The following is an 18,353-nucleotide window of genomic DNA, read 5'->3' on the forward strand; positions in this document are numbered from 1 at the left end:
ACGCTACCGCTCCTGGTTACTGGCTGAAGTGATAGAAATTTCGGTTCAGGAATTCAGCGGTATTTTCCACTTCGTCATCAAACCAGTTGAGATTAAGGGCGAGTTGGCAGCGTTGTACCTGTGCCGAAAGCCCTTTGCGGCTGGTCACTCGTCGATCCTTGCGGGTATAGACTTCACTGCCGTGGCAGGATGTGCAGTTTTCCTCGTACTGTTCCTGGCCGGCGGCCAGGTCGAAAGCTGCCGCCTGGCTTAAGGGTAATCCCAGCAGAAGGGCAGTGCCGATCAATGCAAACTTCAATCTCATACGGTGGCCTCATTCTCTGTGGAAACAGATGAAATTTTAGACGATAAATGGGCGACCCGTACCGGAGCAGGCGGGTGACTGTCGTGGAACGCCGAGTAGAGTGAATCGGGGGTCAGCGTGTTGGCGTTTTCCCGGTACAGTTTGACCAATGCCCGAATCATCGGCTCCGCCCCGGCCTGTTCTACCGCGAAATCATCGGCCTCGAATTCGTGACGCCGTGACAGGATAGCCATCACCGGTTGCAGGAATTGTGTGAATACCGGCAGGGCGAGCATGAACAGCAGCAGTGCCAGCGCGTTGCTGCGGCCGCTCACACCCAGTGCTTGATAGAACCAGGGTTGGGCGGCGAGCCAGCCCAACAGCGCAAAACCAACCAGGGAAAGGGCGGTTGAAAGCAGCAGATGTTTCAGGATATGGCGTCGTTTGAAATGACCCAGCTCATGGGCCAGTACCGCTTCCATCTCGTCACCGTCCAGACTCTCCGCCAGGGTGTCATAGAAGACGATCCGTTTATTTTTGCCGAATCCGGTGAAGTACGCGTTGCCGTGTCCCGAACGTTTTGACCCGTCCATGATAAAGATGCCTTTGCTGGTAAAACCGCAGCGCTCCAGCAGCCCCTGGATACGCTGCTTCAGCGGCCCCTCATCCAACGGGGTAAATTTATTGAACAGCGGCGCGATCACCGTGGGATAGAGCCAGATCATCAATAACATGAAGCTCATCCACACCGCCCAGGCGGCGAGCCACCAGTTGTCGCCGGCCCGCTCCATCAGCCAGAGGATTATCCAGAGCAGGGGGGTGCCGAGCAGCAATGCCAACAACAGTTGCAACAGTAAGTCGATAACGAAACGTTTTGCCGTAGTGCGGTTGAAGCCGAAGCGTGCTTCCAGCACAAAAGTATTCCAGAGGCCCAGGGGTAACTCCACGATCGCCGAGATCAGGGAGACGGAAAAAATCAGGCCGATGCCACGCCACACCGGATCGATCTCCCACGTTTGCCACTGCAGATTCAATACGTCGATGCCACCCCCCAGGGTCCAGAGTAACAGCAGGCCGGTCCCGATCCACAGGCTGATGTGTCCGACAGAGAGTTTCGCCCGGGTATAATCGGCGGCTTTTTGGTGCTCTTCCAGGGTCACCTTATCGGCAAAGGCCGGCGGCACCTGGTTGCGATGGGCGGCCACGTGCCGGCGTTGCCGCTGCATCAACCAGAGTTGCAGGGTCAGCCCAAGCGCGATGGCAAAGATGAAAAAGAGTGTGAATGAATGCATCCCTACAGGATACAGAGATAGCAACGCTTCTGCTAGAATGCCGCAGCTCAACCGATAATAACCGCAGGAGATGAGAGGGTGCAGGATTCGACAAATTTGATCTGGATTGATCTTGAGATGACCGGTCTGGATACCCAGAATGACCGTATTATCGAGATCGCCACTATCGTCACCGATGCCGATCTCAATATCTTGGCGGAAGGACCGATGATTGCGATTCATCAACCGGCGCAAGTGATGGCGGCGATGGATGAGTGGAACACCAACCAGCACGCCAAGTCTGGCTTGACGGAGCGGGTGCTCGCCAGTGGTTACAGCGAGGCGCAGGCGGAGCAGGAGACTTTGGCTTTTTTACATCAGTATGTGCCCCAAGGGGCATCGCCTATTTGTGGTAACAGCATCTGCCAGGATCGTCGTTTTCTGGCGCGCGCCATGCCGGAGTTGGAAGCGTATTTCCACTATCGGAATCTGGATGTGAGCACCCTGAAGGAGTTGGCCAATCGTTGGGCACCCGGCATTGCCAAAGGGGTGGTAAAGAGCGGCAAGCATTTGGCGATGGACGATATCAAGGATTCGATCAACGAATTACGGCATTATCGCGAACATTTTCTCCGGATACCGGTTGTCGCCAACCAGCCGGAGTCCTAGGACACCAATCAAATCAGTAGATCGAGTTGCTCGATCGTTTCCGATTGCAAGGTGACCGCACCGCTGTTGGCCAGACGACGCGCCAAACGGGCCGCGCCGTTGTCGTCATCAGAAGAGCCTGTTGACTGGGCTTCCACACGCTGGATCTCTGCCCTGGCGGCATCAGCCAAACGACCCGCCTGGGCGGCCACTTTTCGATCCTGGGGTGACGGGTCGCTCGGTGCCAAGGCGGCACGGCGGATGGCTTCGGCTTTCTGTTCAGTGGCCTGGGGATCACCCGGCACCGGGCTCAGATCGATTTGTACATCACCACCGACAGCGTAGAGTTGCCCGTCTGGTCCGCGCTGATAGGTGAAGTTGGCGCCACTGATGGCAAACCGACCGGCCGCCGAGAGATGGGCCTGTTCATGGGCACGGACTTCCCGGTCCCGGGCCTGCAATGCTCGTAGTGCCTGATACTCTGCGCTGTCGTATTCCGTGGTTTGGCTAACCTGTTCTGTGGCCGGCTTGTTGTCCTCGGCGGACGGGCTCTGTTCGGTTGAACGGTTTTCGACGGCATGCTCGCCCTTGTCCACCGCCTGGCGGGAGGGGGGCGGATAGCGGTAGCTGTTCTGGGTCGCTTGAATCTCCATAAGACGCTGCCTTAACTCCTGTATGGGCAATAAGCGCTTGTGAACTGAATTTTAGACCAAAAACCGGGACGTGCAGGGGGACGCCTTAAGGTTGGTGCCGCTCAAGGGCCCAGAGGACGTGTTCCCTGACCAGTTCCGAAGGGTCGTCACGACGACTCTCGAGGGCGGTAAGGATTGCGGGGGTGGTCAGCGCATTACCCAGGGCAATGGCGATATTGCGTAACCAGCGTTCATGGCCGATGCGGCGAATGGGTGATCCTTCGAGACGTTTCAGGAAGGTGGCTTCATCCCAGGCAAATAGTGAACAGAGGGTGGCATTATCCAGGCCGTTACGCGGGCTGAAATCCGCTTCGGCCGTCGGGCTGGCGAAGCGGTTCCAGGGGCAAACCATCAGGCAATCGTCGCAACCGTAAATACGATTGCCCATGAGTGGCCGCAGGGGTTCAGGTATGGGGCCGTCCAGTTCGATGGTCAGATAGGAGATGCAGCGGCGTGCATCCACCTGATAAGGGGCGACAATGGCCTCGGTGGGGCAGATATCGATGCAGGCGGTGCAGCGGCCGCAGTGGTCGGCTTCTGCCTGGTCCGTCGGCAGGGGCAGTGTCGTGTAGAGCTCGCCAAGAAAAAACCAGGAGCCGGCGCGACGATTGACGATATTGCTGTGCTTGCCGGTCCAGCCCAAGCCTGCTTTCTCCGCCAGCGCCCGTTCCAATACCGGCGCCGAGTCGACAAAGGCGCGATACCCGAAGGGGCCCACCTCCGCCTCGATCTGGCTGGCCAGCTTCTGTAAGCGGTGGCGCATCAATTTGTGATAGTCGCGACCGAGGGCGTAGCGGGAGATGAAGGCGAGCAAGGGATCGGCCAGGACGGCCTCGCCATCGTCGTCGGGCGGCAGGTAATCCATGCGTACAGAGATAATGCGTAGCGTCCCCGGTACCAGCTCTTGTGGGCGTGACCGTTTTAGGCCGTGGCTGGCCATGTAGGCCATGTCGCCGTGCATGCCGCGTTCGAGCCATTGGTGGAGATGCTGTTCCGCCAGGGTCAAGTCGGTATCGGCAATGCCGATCTGCTGAAAACCGAGCGCAGCGCCCCAGTGCCGGATTTGATCGGCCAGGGCTCGGTAATCTGTTGGGCTCAGTGTTGACATAATGCGCAGCGATGATACCACTCCTGCCCGAGTGCGACAGCACCGCTTGGATGAGACAAAAGCGCGGTTAAAACCCTACAATAGGAAAAATACCCGCCCCGAATAGAGTGTAAATATGCTCATTACCGATCGATCACAGTTACCGAAACAACTCTACCTGGCTGAACAGGTTCGTGCCCTGGATCGCTGCGCCATCGAAGAACACGGCATTCCCGGATTAACGCTGATGGAGCGGGCGGGGGACGCCGCTTTTGATCTGTTACAAAAGCGCTGGCCGCAGGCGGGTTCAATCACGCTGCTGTGCGGCATAGGCAATAATGGCGGCGACGGCTTTGTGGTGGCACGAAGGGCACTGCAGGCTGGCCTGTCGGTGCGCTTGCTGCAGTTGGGGGACGGTAGCAAACGGCGTGGTGATGCCTTGGCGAGTGCCGAAAAATTCCGACAGACAGGCGGTCAGATCACCCCATACAACGGGTTTGATTTTGATACCGACCTGATTGTTGACGGATTGTTAGGTACCGGGTTGGAGCGCCCGGTTACGGGTGCCTGGCTTGACGCCATACGGGCCGCCAATCAACACCCGGCGCCGATATTGTCGCTGGATATCCCCTCCGGCCTGCATTCGGACACGGGTGCGATCATGGGGGATGCCATCGTGGCGGCTGCCACCCTAAGCTTCATTGGCCTCAAACAGGGGATGTTTACCGGGGAGGGGCCCGCCTGCTGTGGTGTGATTGCCCTGGATGATCTGGATGTACCGGCGACGGCGTATGAACCTGTACCCGCCAACGCCCGTTTGCTGCAGTGGTCGGGATACCGGGAGCATCTCAAGCCACGTGCACGCACACTGCATAAGGGAAAGTGTGGCCATCTGCTCTTGGTGGGGGGCGATAAGGGCTTCCTCGGGGCAATCCGTATGGCGGGAGAGGCGGCCGCCCGAACCGGGGCCGGTCTGGTGACGATCGCCACCCGGAGTGAGCATGCAACATTGATCGTCAGTCAGAGGCCGGAGCTGATGTGTCACGGGATCGAACAACCTCGCGACTTGTTGCCACTGATTGCCCGAGCGGATGCGGTAGCGATCGGTCCTGGACTGGGTCAGGCTAGCTGGGGGCAGGGTATGCTGCGCCAGGTTTTACAGAGTGATCGGCCGCTGGTGATGGATGCGGATGCCCTCAATCTGTTGGCCCAGGAACCTGAGAGGCGTGACGATTGGGTATTGACGCCCCACCCGGGTGAGGCGGCGCGGCTGCTCGACGGTTCGGTCGCCCAGGTCCAGGCTGACCGATTTCGTGCCGTCTCACGGCTTCAGCAACGCTATGGCGGTGTGGTGTTGTTGAAGGGGGCGGGAACCTTAATATCCTCTGGTGCGGACGTACCGATAGGGCTCTGCTGCGAGGGGAATCCGGGCATGGCGAGCGGTGGTATGGGGGATATGCTGACCGGCGTTATCGGCGGTTTGATGGTACAGGGTGAGCCAATCGGGATCGCGGCCGAAATGGGCGCCTGTCTGCACGGCGCGGCCGCTGATCTGGCGGCGAAAGATGGCGAGCGCGGAATGATGGCAACCGATCTGTTAATGCCGATCCGTCATCTGATGAATCCGGAGCTTGTTTGAATGCGGGTGATAATAGCGAATTCCGAACGGGAACAGGAGCAGATCGGACAACGGTTGTCCCAGGTGGTGCCTGCACGCTGCCTGATCTACCTGACCGGGGATTTGGGAGCGGGAAAGACCACCCTGGCCAGGGGGTTTCTGCGTGGCATGGGCTACCAGGGATCGGTCAAAAGCCCGACCTATACCTTGATCGAGCCCTATGAGATAGGTCATCGCCGCTGCTACCACCTGGATCTCTATCGACTTGCCGATCCGGATGAAATCGAGTTTCTCGGTTTACGGGATATGCTGCAAGAAGAGGCCGTGATGTTGGTGGAGTGGCCGGAACAGGGGCAGGGAGCGCTACCACCACCTGACCTGTTGGTGCGTATCCTTTATCAGGATGGGGGACGGGAGCTGCAACTTGAGGCCGGGACCGAGTCAGGTGAGCGCCTGCTGAAGCAATTTCCTGATGCCAGGCGCCAGAAAGTTAAGAGTTGAATGTAGGTTCGTTTGCTATCTTATAGATATTACTGGAATTTATTCAATCCACATGCTATCTTTTAACTGCATCAGATTACCGAGTCCGGCAACAAAGCGACACTGTTATGAGGAAGATAGCCACAATCCTGCTGATGTTGGTCTGCTGGCCGCTGTTAGCCGGCCAGACTACTGTGGTCGACAATCTCCGCATCTGGGCGGCACCGGATCATACCCGACTGGTGTTCGACACCAGCCAGCCGGTCAGTCACAAACTTTTCACGCTCAAACAACCCGACCGCCTCGTCATCGATATCAATGACGCCAAGCTCACCGGTGCCATGCCAACCGTCAGTGACAGTCCCCTAATAAAGCGGGTGCGTAGCGCTCAGCGCAAAGATGGGACGTTAAGGGTGGTTCTCGATCTCAATACCCAGACCCACCCGAAAAGTTTCGTCCTAAAGCCGAATAGTCAATATGGCCATCGTCTGGTGGTGGACCTGTTTGGCCAGGCGGAAGGCACTTCGGGACCCACCGCGCAGCAACCGGTCAAGCAGATCGATAAGAACGGTATGCGGGATGTGGTAGTTGCCATTGATGCGGGACACGGTGGTGAAGATCCGGGGGCCAAGGGGCGACGTGGCACCTACGAAAAAAATGTGGTGCTGGCCATTGCCCGTAAATTGGCGGCTTTGATCAAAAAAGAGCGCGGCATGAAAGCGGTGCTGATACGGGATGGGGACTATTACCTGGGGTTGCGTAAACGGATGGATATGGCGCGATCCGAGCGTGCCGATCTGTTTGTCTCCATTCATGCCGATTCATTTCGCGACTCCCGGGCCCGAGGCTCGTCGGTCTATACCCTCTCCAAGCGCGGAGCTTCAAGCGAAGCGGCACGTTGGTTGGCGGAGAGCGAGAACGCTTCGGATTTGATTGGCGGCGTCAAGCTGGAAGATAAGGATGATGTGCTCGCCTCCGTGCTGTTGGATCTTTCGCAGACCGGCACCAGTCAGGCCAGTCATGACGTGGCCAACAAGGTGTTGGGGCAGCTTAAACGGGTGGGCAGAACCCACAAACGGTCGGTACAGCAGGCGGGGTTCGCCGTGCTGAAATCGCCCGATGTACCTTCGATCCTGGTGGAAACCGCATTCATCTCCAACCCTGAAGAGGAGCGTAAATTGCGGGATCCGCGGCATCAACAGAAAGTAGCGGGGGCCATTATGACCGGCTTACGCAGCTACTTCCGCAATAGCCCCCCACCCGGGACGCTGATGGCGCAGTTGAAATCCAAGCAGCATACTATTTCACGGGGTGACACCCTGGGCGCTATAGCCGATCGCTACAACATCAGTTTGGCCAGTCTTAAGTCTGCCAACGGAATATCCGGTGATGTTATCCATGTCGGTCAAGTGCTGGTGATTCCCGGGACCTGATGGGGCCGGCAGCGCGCTGATAGCGTAATAATCTGTCGCAGGTCTGTTCCGAATCCAATCCGTAGCGGTATTTGATTCAGCCTTTAAATGTAGACACTCAAATAAGCGTACGCGCCCCGCTGTTTCTGTTTTGGCCTTTCTCGTCTATCAAAGCGTGAAGCGGCTTTACAATCATCACGCCTTACTTCACGCCTGCCTTGCAATCCCGGTTATAATCCCACCTTTCATCCGCGATACAGTGGCCCGGTAAAGGGCGCTTTGGCCCAGGGTAAGGTTTCATGCGAATACAGGCACTTCCCGCTCAATTGATCAACCAGATCGCCGCCGGAGAGGTGGTGGAACGCCCGGCTTCGGTGATTAAGGAGTTGGTGGAAAATAGCCTGGATGCGGGTGCCACAAGGATTGAGGTTGATATCGAGCAGGGTGGGGCGAAGCTGATACGGGTGCGTGACAATGGTTCCGGTATCCACCCTGAGGATTTGAGGCTGGCGTTGTCGCGCCATGCCACCAGCAAGGTCGGTAGCCTGGAAGAGCTGGAGCGGGTTAGCAGCATGGGGTTTCGCGGTGAGGCGTTGCCGAGCATCTCCTCTGTATCCCGGTTGAGCATCTCTTCCCAGGCCAGCGGCCAGGAAAATGGTTGGTGTGTCAGCGGCGACGGCGGCGATCAGATAAGCGAGCCGGCGCCCAGTGCCCACCCGCGGGGCACCACCGTAGAAGTCAGGGATCTCTTTTACAATACGCCGGCGCGGCGCAAGTTTATGCGTACCGAAAAAACCGAATTCGGGCATATCGAAACGCAGCTTAAGCGGCTGGCCTTAAGTCGTTTCGACGTCTCATTCAGTCTCTCCCATAACCGTAAAGAGGTGTTCACCCTGCCTTTGGCCGATGAGTTGATAGAGCAGGAACGGCGTATTGCCGGGTTACTCGGCTCGGCATTCCTGGAGCAGGTGATTCATCTCGAGCGGGACCAGGCCGGACTCGCCCTGCGTGGTTGGGTGGCTCGGCCGGTCTTCTCCCGTAGCCAGGCCGACATGCAGTATTTTTATGTCAACGGACGCATGGTGCGGGATAAATTGGTGACCCATGCCGTACGTCAGGCGTTTCAGGATGTACTGTTTCATGGCCGTCATCCAGCCTATGTGCTCTATCTGGACTTGGATCCGCTACAAGTGGATGTCAATGTCCACCCCGCCAAACATGAGGTGAGGTTTCGCGACGGAAGGATGGTGCACGGTTTTATCTACCGCACATTGCACCTGGTGTTGGCGGACACCCGTCCTGGCCAGGAGATCGATCGTACGACCGGGGAAATCCGTCCAGTGGATGTGGCGTCTCCGACGCCGGCGGTAGCGGCTCCCTATGATCCCTATCAGCGCGCTCTGGGGTTACGGATACAGGAGTCATCGCCGGCGGCATATCAACCCAGTTTTGACATGCAGCGACCCGGACCGGGGGCGGCACCGGTGACACAGGAGGCGGAACAGGAGGTGCCGCCACTCGGTTTTGCCCTGGCGCAATTGAAAGGGATCTATATTCTTTCCGAAAACCGCGCCGGTTTGGTGCTGGTGGATATGCATGCCGCTCACGAACGGATCACCTATGAACGCTTCAAGCGGGCCGTCGCAGAGGGTGGCGTTAGTCGTCAGCCGTTGCTGGTACCGGTTTCCGTCTCTGTTAGTGCCCGAGAAGCGGATTTGGCAGAGCGACATCAGTCGCTGTTCACCGACCTGGGGATGGAAGTCGACCGGCTCGGCGCCGAGACCCTGCTGGTGCGTGCCATACCGGTACTGTTGCAGGGAGCCGATGCCGAGAAATTGCTGCGGGATATCCTGTCTGACATCGTGGTGCATGGCAGCAGTGAGCGCCTTAGAGATGAGATTAATGAGGTGTTGGCGACCATGGCGTGCCACGGATCGGTACGGGCCAACAGGCGGCTGACAAATGAAGAGATGAATGCCCTGCTGCGGGATATGGAGCGGACCGAACGCAGTGACCAGTGTAATCATGGGCGCCCGACCTGGGTGCAACTCGATTTGGCGAATCTCGACAAGCTGTTTTTGCGGGGTCAATAGTGTCCTGGCAAGATAGAGAAAGGCGGGGGCCGCCTGCCATCTTTCTGATGGGACCGACGGCATCCGGCAAGACGGCGCTGGCCATCGAGCTGGTCCAACACCTGCCTTGCGACATTATCAGCGTCGATTCGGCGTTGGTGTATCGCGGTATGGACATCGGGACCGCCAAGCCGGATGCGGCAGAACTGTCCCAGGCGCCTCATCGACTGATCGACATTTGTGATCCCTCCGAGGCCTATTCGGCGGCTCGTTTCAGGCAAGATGCCCTAAGTGAAATGGCCGATATCAGCGCTAAGGGACGTATCCCGCTATTGGTTGGCGGTACCATGCTCTACTTCAGGGCGCTGGAATTTGGGCTGTCGCCACTGCCGGAGGCCGATCCCGAGATACGTGCCGAATTGGAGCGGGAGGCAGCGGACCTGGGGTGGGAAACGATGCACCGGCAGTTGGAATCCGTCGATCCGGAGGCAGCGGCCCGGATTCACCCCAATGATCCACAGAGAATTCAACGTGCTCTGGAGGTGTACCGGCTTACCGGACAACCCTTATCCAGGCTGCATGGACAAGAAGAACAGGATGCCCTGCCTTATCATTTGGTCAGACTTGCCAGGGCTCCCAGCGATAGGGCCGTGTTGCATCAACGCATAGCCGATCGATTTTACAAAATGCTCGAATTGGGTTTTGAAGAGGAGGTGCGTCGTCTATTGCAACGACCTGATCTACACCCGGATACGCCGGCCATGCGCTCGGTGGGGTATCGTCAGATGATTCGCTATCTGCAAGGAGAGTGGGATCGGGAAACTATGATCGAAAGGGGTATTATTGCCACCCGTCAACTGGCAAAACGGCAATTTACCTGGCTCAGATCCTATCCGGATGTGCATTGGCTGGACGAAGAGGCAGGTAATATTTTGCAGCAAGCCTTGAAAATACTCCGCACCGGCCTCAGTTTGAAATGACAGTGTGAGCTGTGTGCTAAAATTTTAGCGAATTATTGGACTTTTTTCTGGTACAAGCTTGTACCATAAGCTATTTTTTAATTACCGACGCGATACTACAATAAGGAGAACTCCGATGTCTAAGGGGCAAAGTCTACAAGACCCTTTCCTCAACACGCTACGAAAAGAGCGTATACCCGTGTCGATCTTCCTGGTGAATGGAATCAAGTTACAAGGGCAGATCGAATCATTTGACCAATTTGTCGTGTTGTTAAAAAACACGGTAAGTCAAATGGTATACAAGCACGCCATCTCGACGGTGGTTCCCGCTCGGAATGTGCGTTTACAAATGCCCACTGGAGATGATCCTGCAGAGCCTGGTAACAGCTGATCATTACGGTAGAGTAACGACGACCTGCCGTTATAGTGGTGGTGGCAACGGCAGGCGTCATTGTGTCTATTTGCCGAATATAACGCTGTCTAGGGTTTCGGTTTATAATCCAGAACACCTTATTTTCCATTTCGTTCTGTGACCGGGGTCGTACTGTTTGCGGATTTCTTCAGAACAGATGCTGACACAATACCTTCAAGAACACGTTCATCCATTGTCTCTATCTAAACAGATACTATGCCTCTGACTATTCGTACTACAGGTTTAGGTGGCTTTTGTGCCGATTTACATGCCTATCGGTCGATGACTCATCCGTCGCACGAGGTGTGCCGTGTTTGAACGTCCAAAAGTAGGTGAAAAGGCCGTTTTGGTTCACCTGGATAGGGATAGCAAAGCGGATCCTGAAGAGCTTGAAGAGTTTCGTGAGCTGGTTGTCTCGGCCGGCGCGACACCGGTCTGCCTAGTGACCGGAAGCCGTCGTTCGCCAGACCCGCGTTTTTTTATTGGAAGCGGAAAAGCCGAGGAAGTGCGTGATCTGATTCAGGCGGAAGAGGCTGAACTGGTGATTTTCAATCATGCGCTGTCACCCAGTCAGGAGCGAAACCTCGAACGGGAATTTAAATGCCGGGTGGTCGATAGGACAGGGCTGATTCTGGATATTTTTGCTCAACGTGCTCGGTCGTTTGAGGGTAAGTTGCAAGTAGAGCTGGCGCAGTTAAGACACCTCTCGACCCGATTGGTCAGAGGCTGGACACATCTTGAACGTCAAAAAGGTGGTATCGGCCTGCGTGGGCCGGGTGAAACCCAGTTGGAAACAGATCGACGGTTACTGAATCATCGCATTGCACAGATTCGTCGACGCCTTGAGAAAGTGGACAGTCAGCGAAACCAGGGACGCAAAGCGCGCAGCAAGGCCGAAATTCCCACGGTTTCATTGGTGGGCTATACCAATGCTGGCAAATCGACGCTATTCAATACGCTGACGGATGCTGAAGTTTATGCACAGGACCAACTGTTTGCTACGTTGGATCCAACGCTACGACGACTGGAATTGCCGGGAGAGGGGGCTTGTATTCTGGCGGATACGGTCGGGTTTATCTCTCATCTTCCCCATGAATTGGTGGCGGCATTCAAGTCGACCCTGCAAGAGACTACTGAGGCGTCGCTGCTGCTGCATGTGATCGATTCTGCCAGCACACAGCGGGCTGTCTGTGTGGCAGAAGTTAATGATGTGTTGAAACAGATTGGGGCGGATAAAATCCCTCAAATTGAGATCTACAATAAAATCGATTTGACCGATTCCGAAAGTCCCCGGATTGAACGAGGCGAGGATGGACTGGTCAAACGCATTTGGTTGTCAGCGCTAAATCATCAAGGCATTGAACTGCTGAAAGAGGCATTGGCTGAATTCTATCATCAGGAACATGTCCATAAACTGCTGCAACTGCAGCCAGCCGACGGCCGCCTGCGGGCGCGGCTTTTTGAATTGGGCGGCGTTATTTCGGAAAAGGTAACGGATACAGGGGGCTGGGATATGGAGATTGACCTGCCAAAAGTTGCCTATGATCGTCTGCTACAGCAGGAAGCGGCCCTGGAAAGTCGCTTGGTGGTCAGGCAAGTCTGATAGTGGATGGACTGTCACCTTGGACATAGTGATGTTAAGTTAAGAAAAATTAGCTGCCCGGATGTTTGTGAAGTATCCTCCGGGTATACATTCAATACGAGAAAACACTGGAGTTATCGATGGCCTGGAATGAACCCGGGGGAGACAATAAAGATCCCTGGAGTGGCAAGGGTGGTGATCAAGGCCCGCCTGATCTGGATGAAGTCGTCAAGAAGATGCAGGACAGGCTGGGGGGGCTGTTTGGCGGCAAGGGCGGCAATGGCGGCAACCGTTCCGGGGGCGGCCCGGTTGGCGGACCCGCCGGCACTAAAGGGATTGTGTCTCTGGTAGTTGTAGGCCTGATCGTGCTGCTGGCATTCAAGAGTTTTTATACCGTGGCGCCTGCTGAGCGGGGTGTCGTGCTGCGTTTTGGTGCCTATCATGAAGTGACCCAGCCCGGACTTAACTTTCTCATCCCGGTTGTGGATGATGTGATCAAGGTCAATGTGGATCAGATCTCATCGTTTCCGTCAAAGGAGACCATGCTGACCAAGGACGAGAATATTGTTGATATCGAATTGACGGTTCAATTCAGGGTGCAGGATCCGGTGGACTACCTGTTCCAGGATAGAAATCCGGATAAGACCATCCGGGATGCAACGGAGACGGCGTTGCGCGAAACCATCGGTAAAAGCAAACTCGATTTCATTCTGACCGAAGGGCGTGGTTCGATCGCCAGCGATATCAAACGACGTATTCAGGAATTGATCAGCTTTTACAAAACCGGGCTCGAAGTGACCAGTGTCAATACCCAGCCGGCCAAGCCACCCGAGGCGGTGAAGAGCGCGTTTGATGATGCGATCAAGGCGCGTGAGGATAAAGCCAGGCAGGAGAATCAGGCGGAAGCTTACGCCAATGACGTGGTGCCGAGAGCGCGTGGTGCCGCTTCCCGGATAACGGCGGCAGCGAGGGCATACAAAGAACAGGTGATCGCAGAAGCCGAAGGTGAGACGTCTCGTTTTCTGGCTGTGATGAAAGAGTATGAAAAGGCGCCTGAAGTGACTCGGCAACGACTCTACCTGGAGACGCTGGAAAAGGTTATGGGTAATACCAATAAGGTGATTATGGATGTGAAATCTGGAAACAGCCTGATGTATCTGCCCATCGACAAACTATTGGAGGCGCGACCGGAAGCCAACCGCAGCAGCGGCAGCAGCAGTCAATCGACGGCCATAACCGAGTCAGTGGATACCTCACGGCGTGAAGACAGTCGTGGCAGGAGGGTTCGCTAATGAACAGTGGTAAGTTTGGAGTCTATTTTGTCGGTGTCGTACTGCTGATAGTGCTGGCGACCTCATCCCTGTTCGTTGTCAATCAGTGGGAGATGGCCATCAAGCTGCAATTCGGAAAGATTGTGGATTCGGATTATGAACCGGGTCTTCACTTCAAGATTCCGTTGATTCAGAACGTCAAGAAGTTTGATGGTCGAATTCAGACAATGGATTCAAATCCAGAGCGATTCCTGACCATTGAGAAGAAGGACGTGATCGTCAACTCTTATGCCAAATGGCGCATTACCAATGCCGCGCAGTATTTCCGTTCAACCGGCGACAATGTGGCCAATGCCACTCGCTTGCTATCTGAACGTATCAATACCAGTTTGCGTGATGAGTTCGGTAAACGCACCATTCAGGAAGTGATCTCAGGCGAGCGTGCGGAGATCATGGCGTTGCTGACCAAGGATGCGGATGAGAAGGCGGCAGAGCTGGGTATTGAAGTACTTGACGTACGGGTCAAACAGATCGATCTGCCGAAAGAGGTGAGTCAATCTGTTTATGATCGTATGCGTGCGGAACGTGAACGCGTGGCGGCCGAGTTGCGGGCGCAAGGTGCCGAGGCAGCGGAAAAGATTCGTGCCAATGCCGACGCCCAGCGCGTCGTGATTGTTGCCAACGCCTACAAAGAGTCCGAGGAGACACGCGGTGAGGGCGAAGGCCGGTCTGCCGAGATCTATGCCAAGGCGTTCCAGGAGAACAAGGAGTTTTATGCCTTTTATCGTAGTCTGAATGCCTATGGAAAGACATTCAACAACAGCGGTAACATGATGGTACTGGACCCTGATTCGGAGTTCTTCCGTTACTTCAAGAGCGCTGAAGGTAAGAAATAGAGGTCGAGATTCAACCTGCCTGCTATTTTGCGCAGGCAGGTTGGGTCCAGGTCGGACATGGACAATCGGGGCACGGTTTGGCAGAATCAGCCCCCCTGTCCAAACAAATCAGAATATTCTGGCCGGGTTATGACCCCGGTTTTTTATTGCCCGGGACGGACTTAACTACGCGAACGGCGCCATTTGTGGCGGCGTATGTGGACAGAGATATGTGGCACGACTTGTGGGTTGCCTTGGCGCTGGTGATGGTGATTGAGGGGATTATCCCTTTCCTCAGTCCCGGCGCCACAAAGGGTATGATGTTGGCTGTTGCCGAGATGGACGACAAATCCTTACGGATCAGCGGATTGGTGAGTATGGTCCTGGGTGTGTTGGCCCTCTATCTGGTTAATTAGATTGAGAAAATAATGAACAATGCGCATTGGTTGTTGCCGGAGGGGATTGATGAACTCCTTCCTCCAAAGGCGATCCAGCTGGAACGGGTGCGACGGGACCTTCTCGACCTGTTTGATAGCTGGGGATACGACCTGGTACTCCCCCCCTTTATTGAATATCTGGAATCGCTGTTGACTGGTACGGGAGGCGATCTGGATCTCCGTACCTTTAAATTGACGGACCAGATCACCGGCCGAACCTTGGGGATCCGTGCCGATATTACCCCCCAGGCGGCACGCATCGATGCCCATCAGTTACGCCGGGAAGGTCCTACGCGACTCTGCTATGTCGGAACGGTGCTCAACACCCGCAATGACGGTTTTGCCGGTTCCCGTTCGCCGGTACAGATCGGCGCGGAACTTTATGGGCACTCCGGAGCAGAGAGTGAACACGAAATACTCTGCCTGATGTTGAAGACCCTGGAACGGGCCGGAATCGACAACGTCTATCTCGATCTCGGTCATGTGGGCATTTTTCGTGCCCTGGCGGCAGAGAGCGGGCTGAACAAACAGCAGGAACTGGCACTGTTTGATGCCCTGCAACGTAAGGCGGTACCGGAGATTAACGCCCTGCTGGAGCGTTACGAGTTAGATCCGGCGGCCCACCAAAGGTTGATATCCCTCGCCAGCCTGAGTGGTGATGACGCCTTGGTCCGGGCACGGGAGTCCCTCAAGGGCGCTGGACCGGATGTACAGTCGGCTCTGGCCCAGCTTGAGCGGCTGGCTGCGCTTTTGCTTGAACAACGGCCAGATGTGCCGGTGCATTTTGATCTGGCCGAACTGCGCGGTTACCACTATCATACCGGGGTTGTATTCGCCGCCTTTGTGCCGTCCCTCGGACAGGAGATTGCCCGCGGCGGACGATACGATGATATCGGGCAGCTATTTGGTCGGGCGCGCCCGGCCTGCGGTTTCAGCGCTGATTTGAAAATGCTGATGCGCTTGGGGCAGGCCGAAGTCCAGCAATTTGAAACCGGAATTTTTGCGCCGGCAGACAATGATCCGGCCCTCCGCCAGCGCGTGGAAACATTGCGTAGCGAAGGGCGTCGCGTAATCGTCGCATTACCTGGGCAGCCGGGTGACGCGAACACGATGAATTGTGGGGAGGCCCTGGTAAAACAGGGTGATAACTGGGTCGTCAAGCCGCTCTAAAGCCGCTGCCAGACTCGTAGAATCACGTATTGAAGAGTACGAACATGGGTAAAAATGTAGTAGTAATCGGCACCCAATGGGGTGATGAGGGTAAGGGTAAGATCGTCGATCTGCTGACCGATCGAGCTGAAGCTGTAGTGAGGTTTCAGGGTGGCCACAATGCCGGCCATACCTTGGTAATAGACGGTAAGAAGACGGTTTTACACCTGATTCCTTCCGGGATTCTGCGGGAGAACGTCCGCTGTCTCATTGGCAACGGTGTTGTGCTCTGTCCCACCGCTTTGCTGGAAGAGATGGAGGTGTTGAAGCAGAGTGGTGTGCCGGTTCTGGAGCGGTTGGGCATTAGCGAGTCCTGTCCACTGATTCTCCCTTACCATATTGCCCTGGATCAGGCGCGTGAGGCGGCGCGTGGTAAGAAGGCCATCGGCACGACCGGTCGCGGTATCGGGCCCGCCTACGAGGACAAGGTCTCCCGCCGCGGAATCCGCTTCGGTGAACTCTGTGATGTAGAGGTTTACAAGGAGCGGTTGCGTGAAGTGATGGAGTACCACAACTTCACCCTGGTCAATTACTTCAAGGCTGAAGCCGTTGATTATCACAAGGTGCTGGACGAATCACTGGCCCAGGCGGAGATCCTGACTCCGTTGATTGAGGATGTAACCGGTACCCTGCATCAGATGCGCGCAGAGGGGCGTAATGTCATGTTTGAGGGTGCCCAGGGCGCCTTGCTGGATATCGATCACGGTACGTATCCCTACGTCACCTCATCCAATACCACGGCGGGTGGGGCTGCCAGCGGCAGTGGTGTCGGTCCTTGTCACATCGACTACGTGCTCGGTATTGTCAAAGCCTACACCACCCGTGTAGGTGCCGGTCCGTTCCCCACAGAGTTGTTTGATGCCGTGGGTGACCGCCTGGGCGAAAAGGGGCACGAGTTTGGTGCTACCACCGGTCGCAAACGTCGCTGTGGCTGGTTGGATGCGGTGGCTCTAAAACGTTCCCTGGAGATCAACAGCGTAACCGGCATGTGCATCACCAAACTGGATGTACTGGACGGGCTGGAAACCCTGAAGATCTGTGTCGCTTATAAGCTGGACGGAAAGGAAGTAAAGGTGCCGCCGGTCGGTGCAGACGGTTTTGAGAAGTGTGAGCCGATCTATATGGAGATGCCCGGATGGAACGAATCCACCATCGGTGTATCCGGTGTCGGTGGCTTGCCGGAGAATGCCCGCCGCTATCTGGCCAAGATCGAGGAGTTGACCGGGGTGCCGGTCGATGTGATCTCCACCGGCCCGGATCGGGTTGAGACGGTGGTGGTGCGTCATCCGTTTGATGCCTGATCGCATCGTTGATCCAACCTTATGAGACGGGGCCGATGGCCCCGTTTTTTGTCCAGGGACGGACTTATACCGCAAAGCACAGGGATGTGCGGGAGCGGATTTGTCCAGGGACGGACTTATACCGCGAAGCACTCGACTCCAGGGATGGAGGAGGTAGAACGAAGCAGAAGGCTCGAGCCGGAGGAGGTGCGGGGCGGATCTGTCCAGGGAGTGGGCAGGCACGGGGGCCTGCCCCTACGGGGCCGGAGGGTGGTTATTTTAGGTTGGCTGTAGGGGCAACCCCCTGTGGTTGCCCTGTGTTGTCGGTGATCGATGGGCTTATTCCGCGGAGCACATGATTCCAGGGACGGCATGCTCCAGAGGCGTTTCAGGATAGGCGCTGTTTTCAGGCAAGGGCGAGTAATTTAGCGATTAATATGCTCTGCCAACGTTGACCAAACCGAGAATAGCGGTACACATCCGGGCGCTAAGCCTGTACAATCCCGCGGCTTCTTCATATCTTGACTCCATTGAGCTTCTTCGGTGGATCCCACACCCTCCAGAGGTTATCACTATGGACTCCGCACCCGCCGTTGCCGGTTTCGACTCATTTGGTCTGTCGCCAGCTGTACTTAAGGCCATTCAGGAGCAGGGCTACGAAACACCCACCCCCATCCAGGCTGCCTGCATTCCGGAGCTGCTGGCCAACCGGGATCTGTTGGGACAAGCCCAGACCGGGACCGGGAAAACCGCCGCCTTTGCATT

At 56.1% G+C, this 18,353-nt stretch carries 18 protein-coding genes; 14 read left to right on the forward strand and 4 right to left on the reverse strand.

The genetic code is table 11. From position 1 onward, the window contains the following. Positions 1-16 precede the first annotated feature (16 nt). Positions 17-304 (reverse strand): cytochrome c, encoded by a 288-nt coding sequence (locus ACQY5R_RS07060; RefSeq protein WP_428606262.1) that lies wholly within the window; start codon positions 302-304, stop codon positions 17-19. Next, positions 301-1,575 carry a M48 family metallopeptidase gene (locus tag ACQY5R_RS07065; protein WP_428606265.1) on the reverse strand — a complete coding sequence of 425 codons (1,275 nt, stop codon included), beginning with the start codon at positions 1,573-1,575 and terminating at the stop codon, positions 301-303. Before ACQY5R_RS07065 ends, ACQY5R_RS07060 begins: the two co-directional genes overlap by 4 nt. Before the next feature lie 78 nt (positions 1,576-1,653). Here ACQY5R_RS07065 and orn point away from each other — a divergent pair, with 78 nt between their 5' ends. Next, positions 1,654-2,223, forward strand: a complete 570-nt coding sequence (gene orn, locus ACQY5R_RS07070) for an oligoribonuclease (protein WP_428606267.1) — start codon at positions 1,654-1,656, stop codon at positions 2,221-2,223. A gap of 8 nt (positions 2,224-2,231) precedes the next feature. On the opposite strand, the gene ACQY5R_RS07075 is transcribed toward orn, so the two are convergent. Both ACQY5R_RS07075 and queG read right to left on the reverse strand, forming a co-directional pair. Beyond that, positions 2,232-2,855 carry a putative metalloprotease CJM1_0395 family protein gene (locus ACQY5R_RS07075; RefSeq protein WP_428606270.1) on the reverse strand — a complete coding sequence of 208 codons (624 nt, stop codon included), beginning with the start codon at positions 2,853-2,855 and terminating at the stop codon, positions 2,232-2,234. A gap of 85 nt (positions 2,856-2,940) precedes the next feature. Beyond that, positions 2,941-4,002 carry a tRNA epoxyqueuosine(34) reductase QueG gene (gene queG / locus ACQY5R_RS07080; protein WP_428606273.1) on the reverse strand — a complete coding sequence of 354 codons (1,062 nt, stop codon included), beginning with the start codon at positions 4,000-4,002 and terminating at the stop codon, positions 2,941-2,943. A 115-nt stretch (positions 4,003-4,117) separates the two neighbouring features. Here queG and ACQY5R_RS07085 point away from each other — a divergent pair, with 115 nt between their 5' ends. The 13 genes from ACQY5R_RS07085 to ACQY5R_RS07145 form a co-directional block, all read left to right on the forward strand. Beyond that, positions 4,118-5,620, forward strand: a complete 1,503-nt coding sequence (locus tag ACQY5R_RS07085; protein WP_428606275.1) for an NAD(P)H-hydrate dehydratase — start codon at positions 4,118-4,120, stop codon at positions 5,618-5,620. Then, a complete protein-coding gene (gene tsaE / locus ACQY5R_RS07090; protein WP_428606277.1) occupies positions 5,621-6,100 on the forward strand; it encodes a tRNA (adenosine(37)-N6)-threonylcarbamoyltransferase complex ATPase subunit type 1 TsaE in 480 nt (159 codons plus the stop codon). Between the two features lie 107 nt (positions 6,101-6,207). Continuing rightward, a complete protein-coding gene (locus tag ACQY5R_RS07095; protein WP_428606280.1) occupies positions 6,208-7,512 on the forward strand; it encodes an N-acetylmuramoyl-L-alanine amidase in 1,305 nt (434 codons plus the stop codon). A gap of 278 nt (positions 7,513-7,790) precedes the next feature. Next, a complete protein-coding gene (gene mutL, locus ACQY5R_RS07100) occupies positions 7,791-9,584 on the forward strand; it encodes a DNA mismatch repair endonuclease MutL (RefSeq protein WP_428606282.1) in 1,794 nt (597 codons plus the stop codon). 47 nt (positions 9,585-9,631) lie between these two features. Beyond that, positions 9,632-10,543 (forward strand): tRNA (adenosine(37)-N6)-dimethylallyltransferase MiaA, encoded by a 912-nt coding sequence (miaA, locus tag ACQY5R_RS07105; RefSeq protein ID WP_428606304.1) that lies wholly within the window; start codon positions 9,632-9,634, stop codon positions 10,541-10,543. Between the two features lie 115 nt (positions 10,544-10,658). Beyond that, complete coding sequence (gene hfq / locus ACQY5R_RS07110; RefSeq protein ID WP_428606284.1) at positions 10,659-10,913, forward strand: RNA chaperone Hfq; 255 nt, start codon at positions 10,659-10,661, stop codon at positions 10,911-10,913. Between the two features lie 331 nt (positions 10,914-11,244). Then, positions 11,245-12,537 carry a ribosome rescue GTPase HflX gene (hflX, locus tag ACQY5R_RS07115; RefSeq protein ID WP_428606286.1) on the forward strand — a complete coding sequence of 431 codons (1,293 nt, stop codon included), beginning with the start codon at positions 11,245-11,247 and terminating at the stop codon, positions 12,535-12,537. Positions 12,538-12,656: 119 nt separating this feature from the next. Beyond that, positions 12,657-13,808 carry an FtsH protease activity modulator HflK gene (hflK, locus tag ACQY5R_RS07120; RefSeq protein ID WP_428606288.1) on the forward strand — a complete coding sequence of 384 codons (1,152 nt, stop codon included), beginning with the start codon at positions 12,657-12,659 and terminating at the stop codon, positions 13,806-13,808. After that, a complete protein-coding gene (hflC, locus tag ACQY5R_RS07125; protein WP_428606291.1) occupies positions 13,808-14,683 on the forward strand; it encodes a protease modulator HflC in 876 nt (291 codons plus the stop codon). Before hflK ends, hflC begins: the two co-directional genes overlap by 1 nt. Positions 14,684-14,892: 209 nt before the next feature. Beyond that, positions 14,893-15,078, forward strand: coding sequence for a DUF2065 domain-containing protein (locus ACQY5R_RS07130; protein WP_428606294.1), 186 nt, complete (start codon positions 14,893-14,895; stop codon positions 15,076-15,078). A 9-nt stretch (positions 15,079-15,087) separates the two neighbouring features. Continuing rightward, positions 15,088-16,269 (forward strand): ATP phosphoribosyltransferase regulatory subunit, encoded by a 1,182-nt coding sequence (locus ACQY5R_RS07135; RefSeq protein ID WP_428606307.1) that lies wholly within the window; start codon positions 15,088-15,090, stop codon positions 16,267-16,269. 44 nt (positions 16,270-16,313) lie between these two features. Continuing rightward, a complete protein-coding gene (locus ACQY5R_RS07140) occupies positions 16,314-17,609 on the forward strand; it encodes an adenylosuccinate synthase (RefSeq protein ID WP_428606297.1) in 1,296 nt (431 codons plus the stop codon). 553 nt (positions 17,610-18,162) lie between these two features. Then, on the forward strand, positions 18,163-18,353 hold a 191-nt coding region (locus ACQY5R_RS07145; RefSeq protein WP_428606299.1), incomplete at its 3' end, for a DEAD/DEAH box helicase.

Source organism: Sedimenticola sp., assembly GCF_050289425.1.
Lineage (GTDB): Bacteria > Pseudomonadota > Gammaproteobacteria > Chromatiales > Chromatiaceae > Sedimenticola.

Bases quoted from the DNA above. Each gene is read 5' to 3' on its own strand.
- hflC (WP_428606291.1), top strand. From the start codon at position 13,808: ATGAACAGTGGTAAGTTTGGAGTCTATTTTGTCGGTGTCGTACTGCTG.
- ACQY5R_RS07130 (WP_428606294.1), top strand. From the start codon at position 14,893: ATGTGGCACGACTTGTGGGTTGCCTTGGCGCTGGTGATGGTGATTGAG.
- hfq (WP_428606284.1), top strand. From the start codon at position 10,659: ATGTCTAAGGGGCAAAGTCTACAAGACCCTTTCCTCAACACGCTACGA.
- ACQY5R_RS07065 (WP_428606265.1), bottom strand. From the start codon at position 1,575: ATGCATTCATTCACACTCTTTTTCATCTTTGCCATCGCGCTTGGGCTG.
- miaA (WP_428606304.1), top strand. From the start codon at position 9,632: ATGGGACCGACGGCATCCGGCAAGACGGCGCTGGCCATCGAGCTGGTC.
- ACQY5R_RS07085 (WP_428606275.1), top strand. From the start codon at position 4,118: ATGCTCATTACCGATCGATCACAGTTACCGAAACAACTCTACCTGGCT.
- ACQY5R_RS07095 (WP_428606280.1), top strand. From the start codon at position 6,208: ATGAGGAAGATAGCCACAATCCTGCTGATGTTGGTCTGCTGGCCGCTG.
- tsaE (WP_428606277.1), top strand. From the start codon at position 5,621: ATGCGGGTGATAATAGCGAATTCCGAACGGGAACAGGAGCAGATCGGA.
- ACQY5R_RS07140 (WP_428606297.1), top strand. From the start codon at position 16,314: ATGGGTAAAAATGTAGTAGTAATCGGCACCCAATGGGGTGATGAGGGT.
- hflK (WP_428606288.1), top strand. From the start codon at position 12,657: ATGGCCTGGAATGAACCCGGGGGAGACAATAAAGATCCCTGGAGTGGC.
- ACQY5R_RS07075 (WP_428606270.1), bottom strand. From the start codon at position 2,855: ATGGAGATTCAAGCGACCCAGAACAGCTACCGCTATCCGCCCCCCTCC.
- mutL (WP_428606282.1), top strand. From the start codon at position 7,791: ATGCGAATACAGGCACTTCCCGCTCAATTGATCAACCAGATCGCCGCC.
- ACQY5R_RS07060 (WP_428606262.1), bottom strand. From the start codon at position 304: ATGAGATTGAAGTTTGCATTGATCGGCACTGCCCTTCTGCTGGGATTA.
- queG (WP_428606273.1), bottom strand. From the start codon at position 4,002: ATGTCAACACTGAGCCCAACAGATTACCGAGCCCTGGCCGATCAAATC.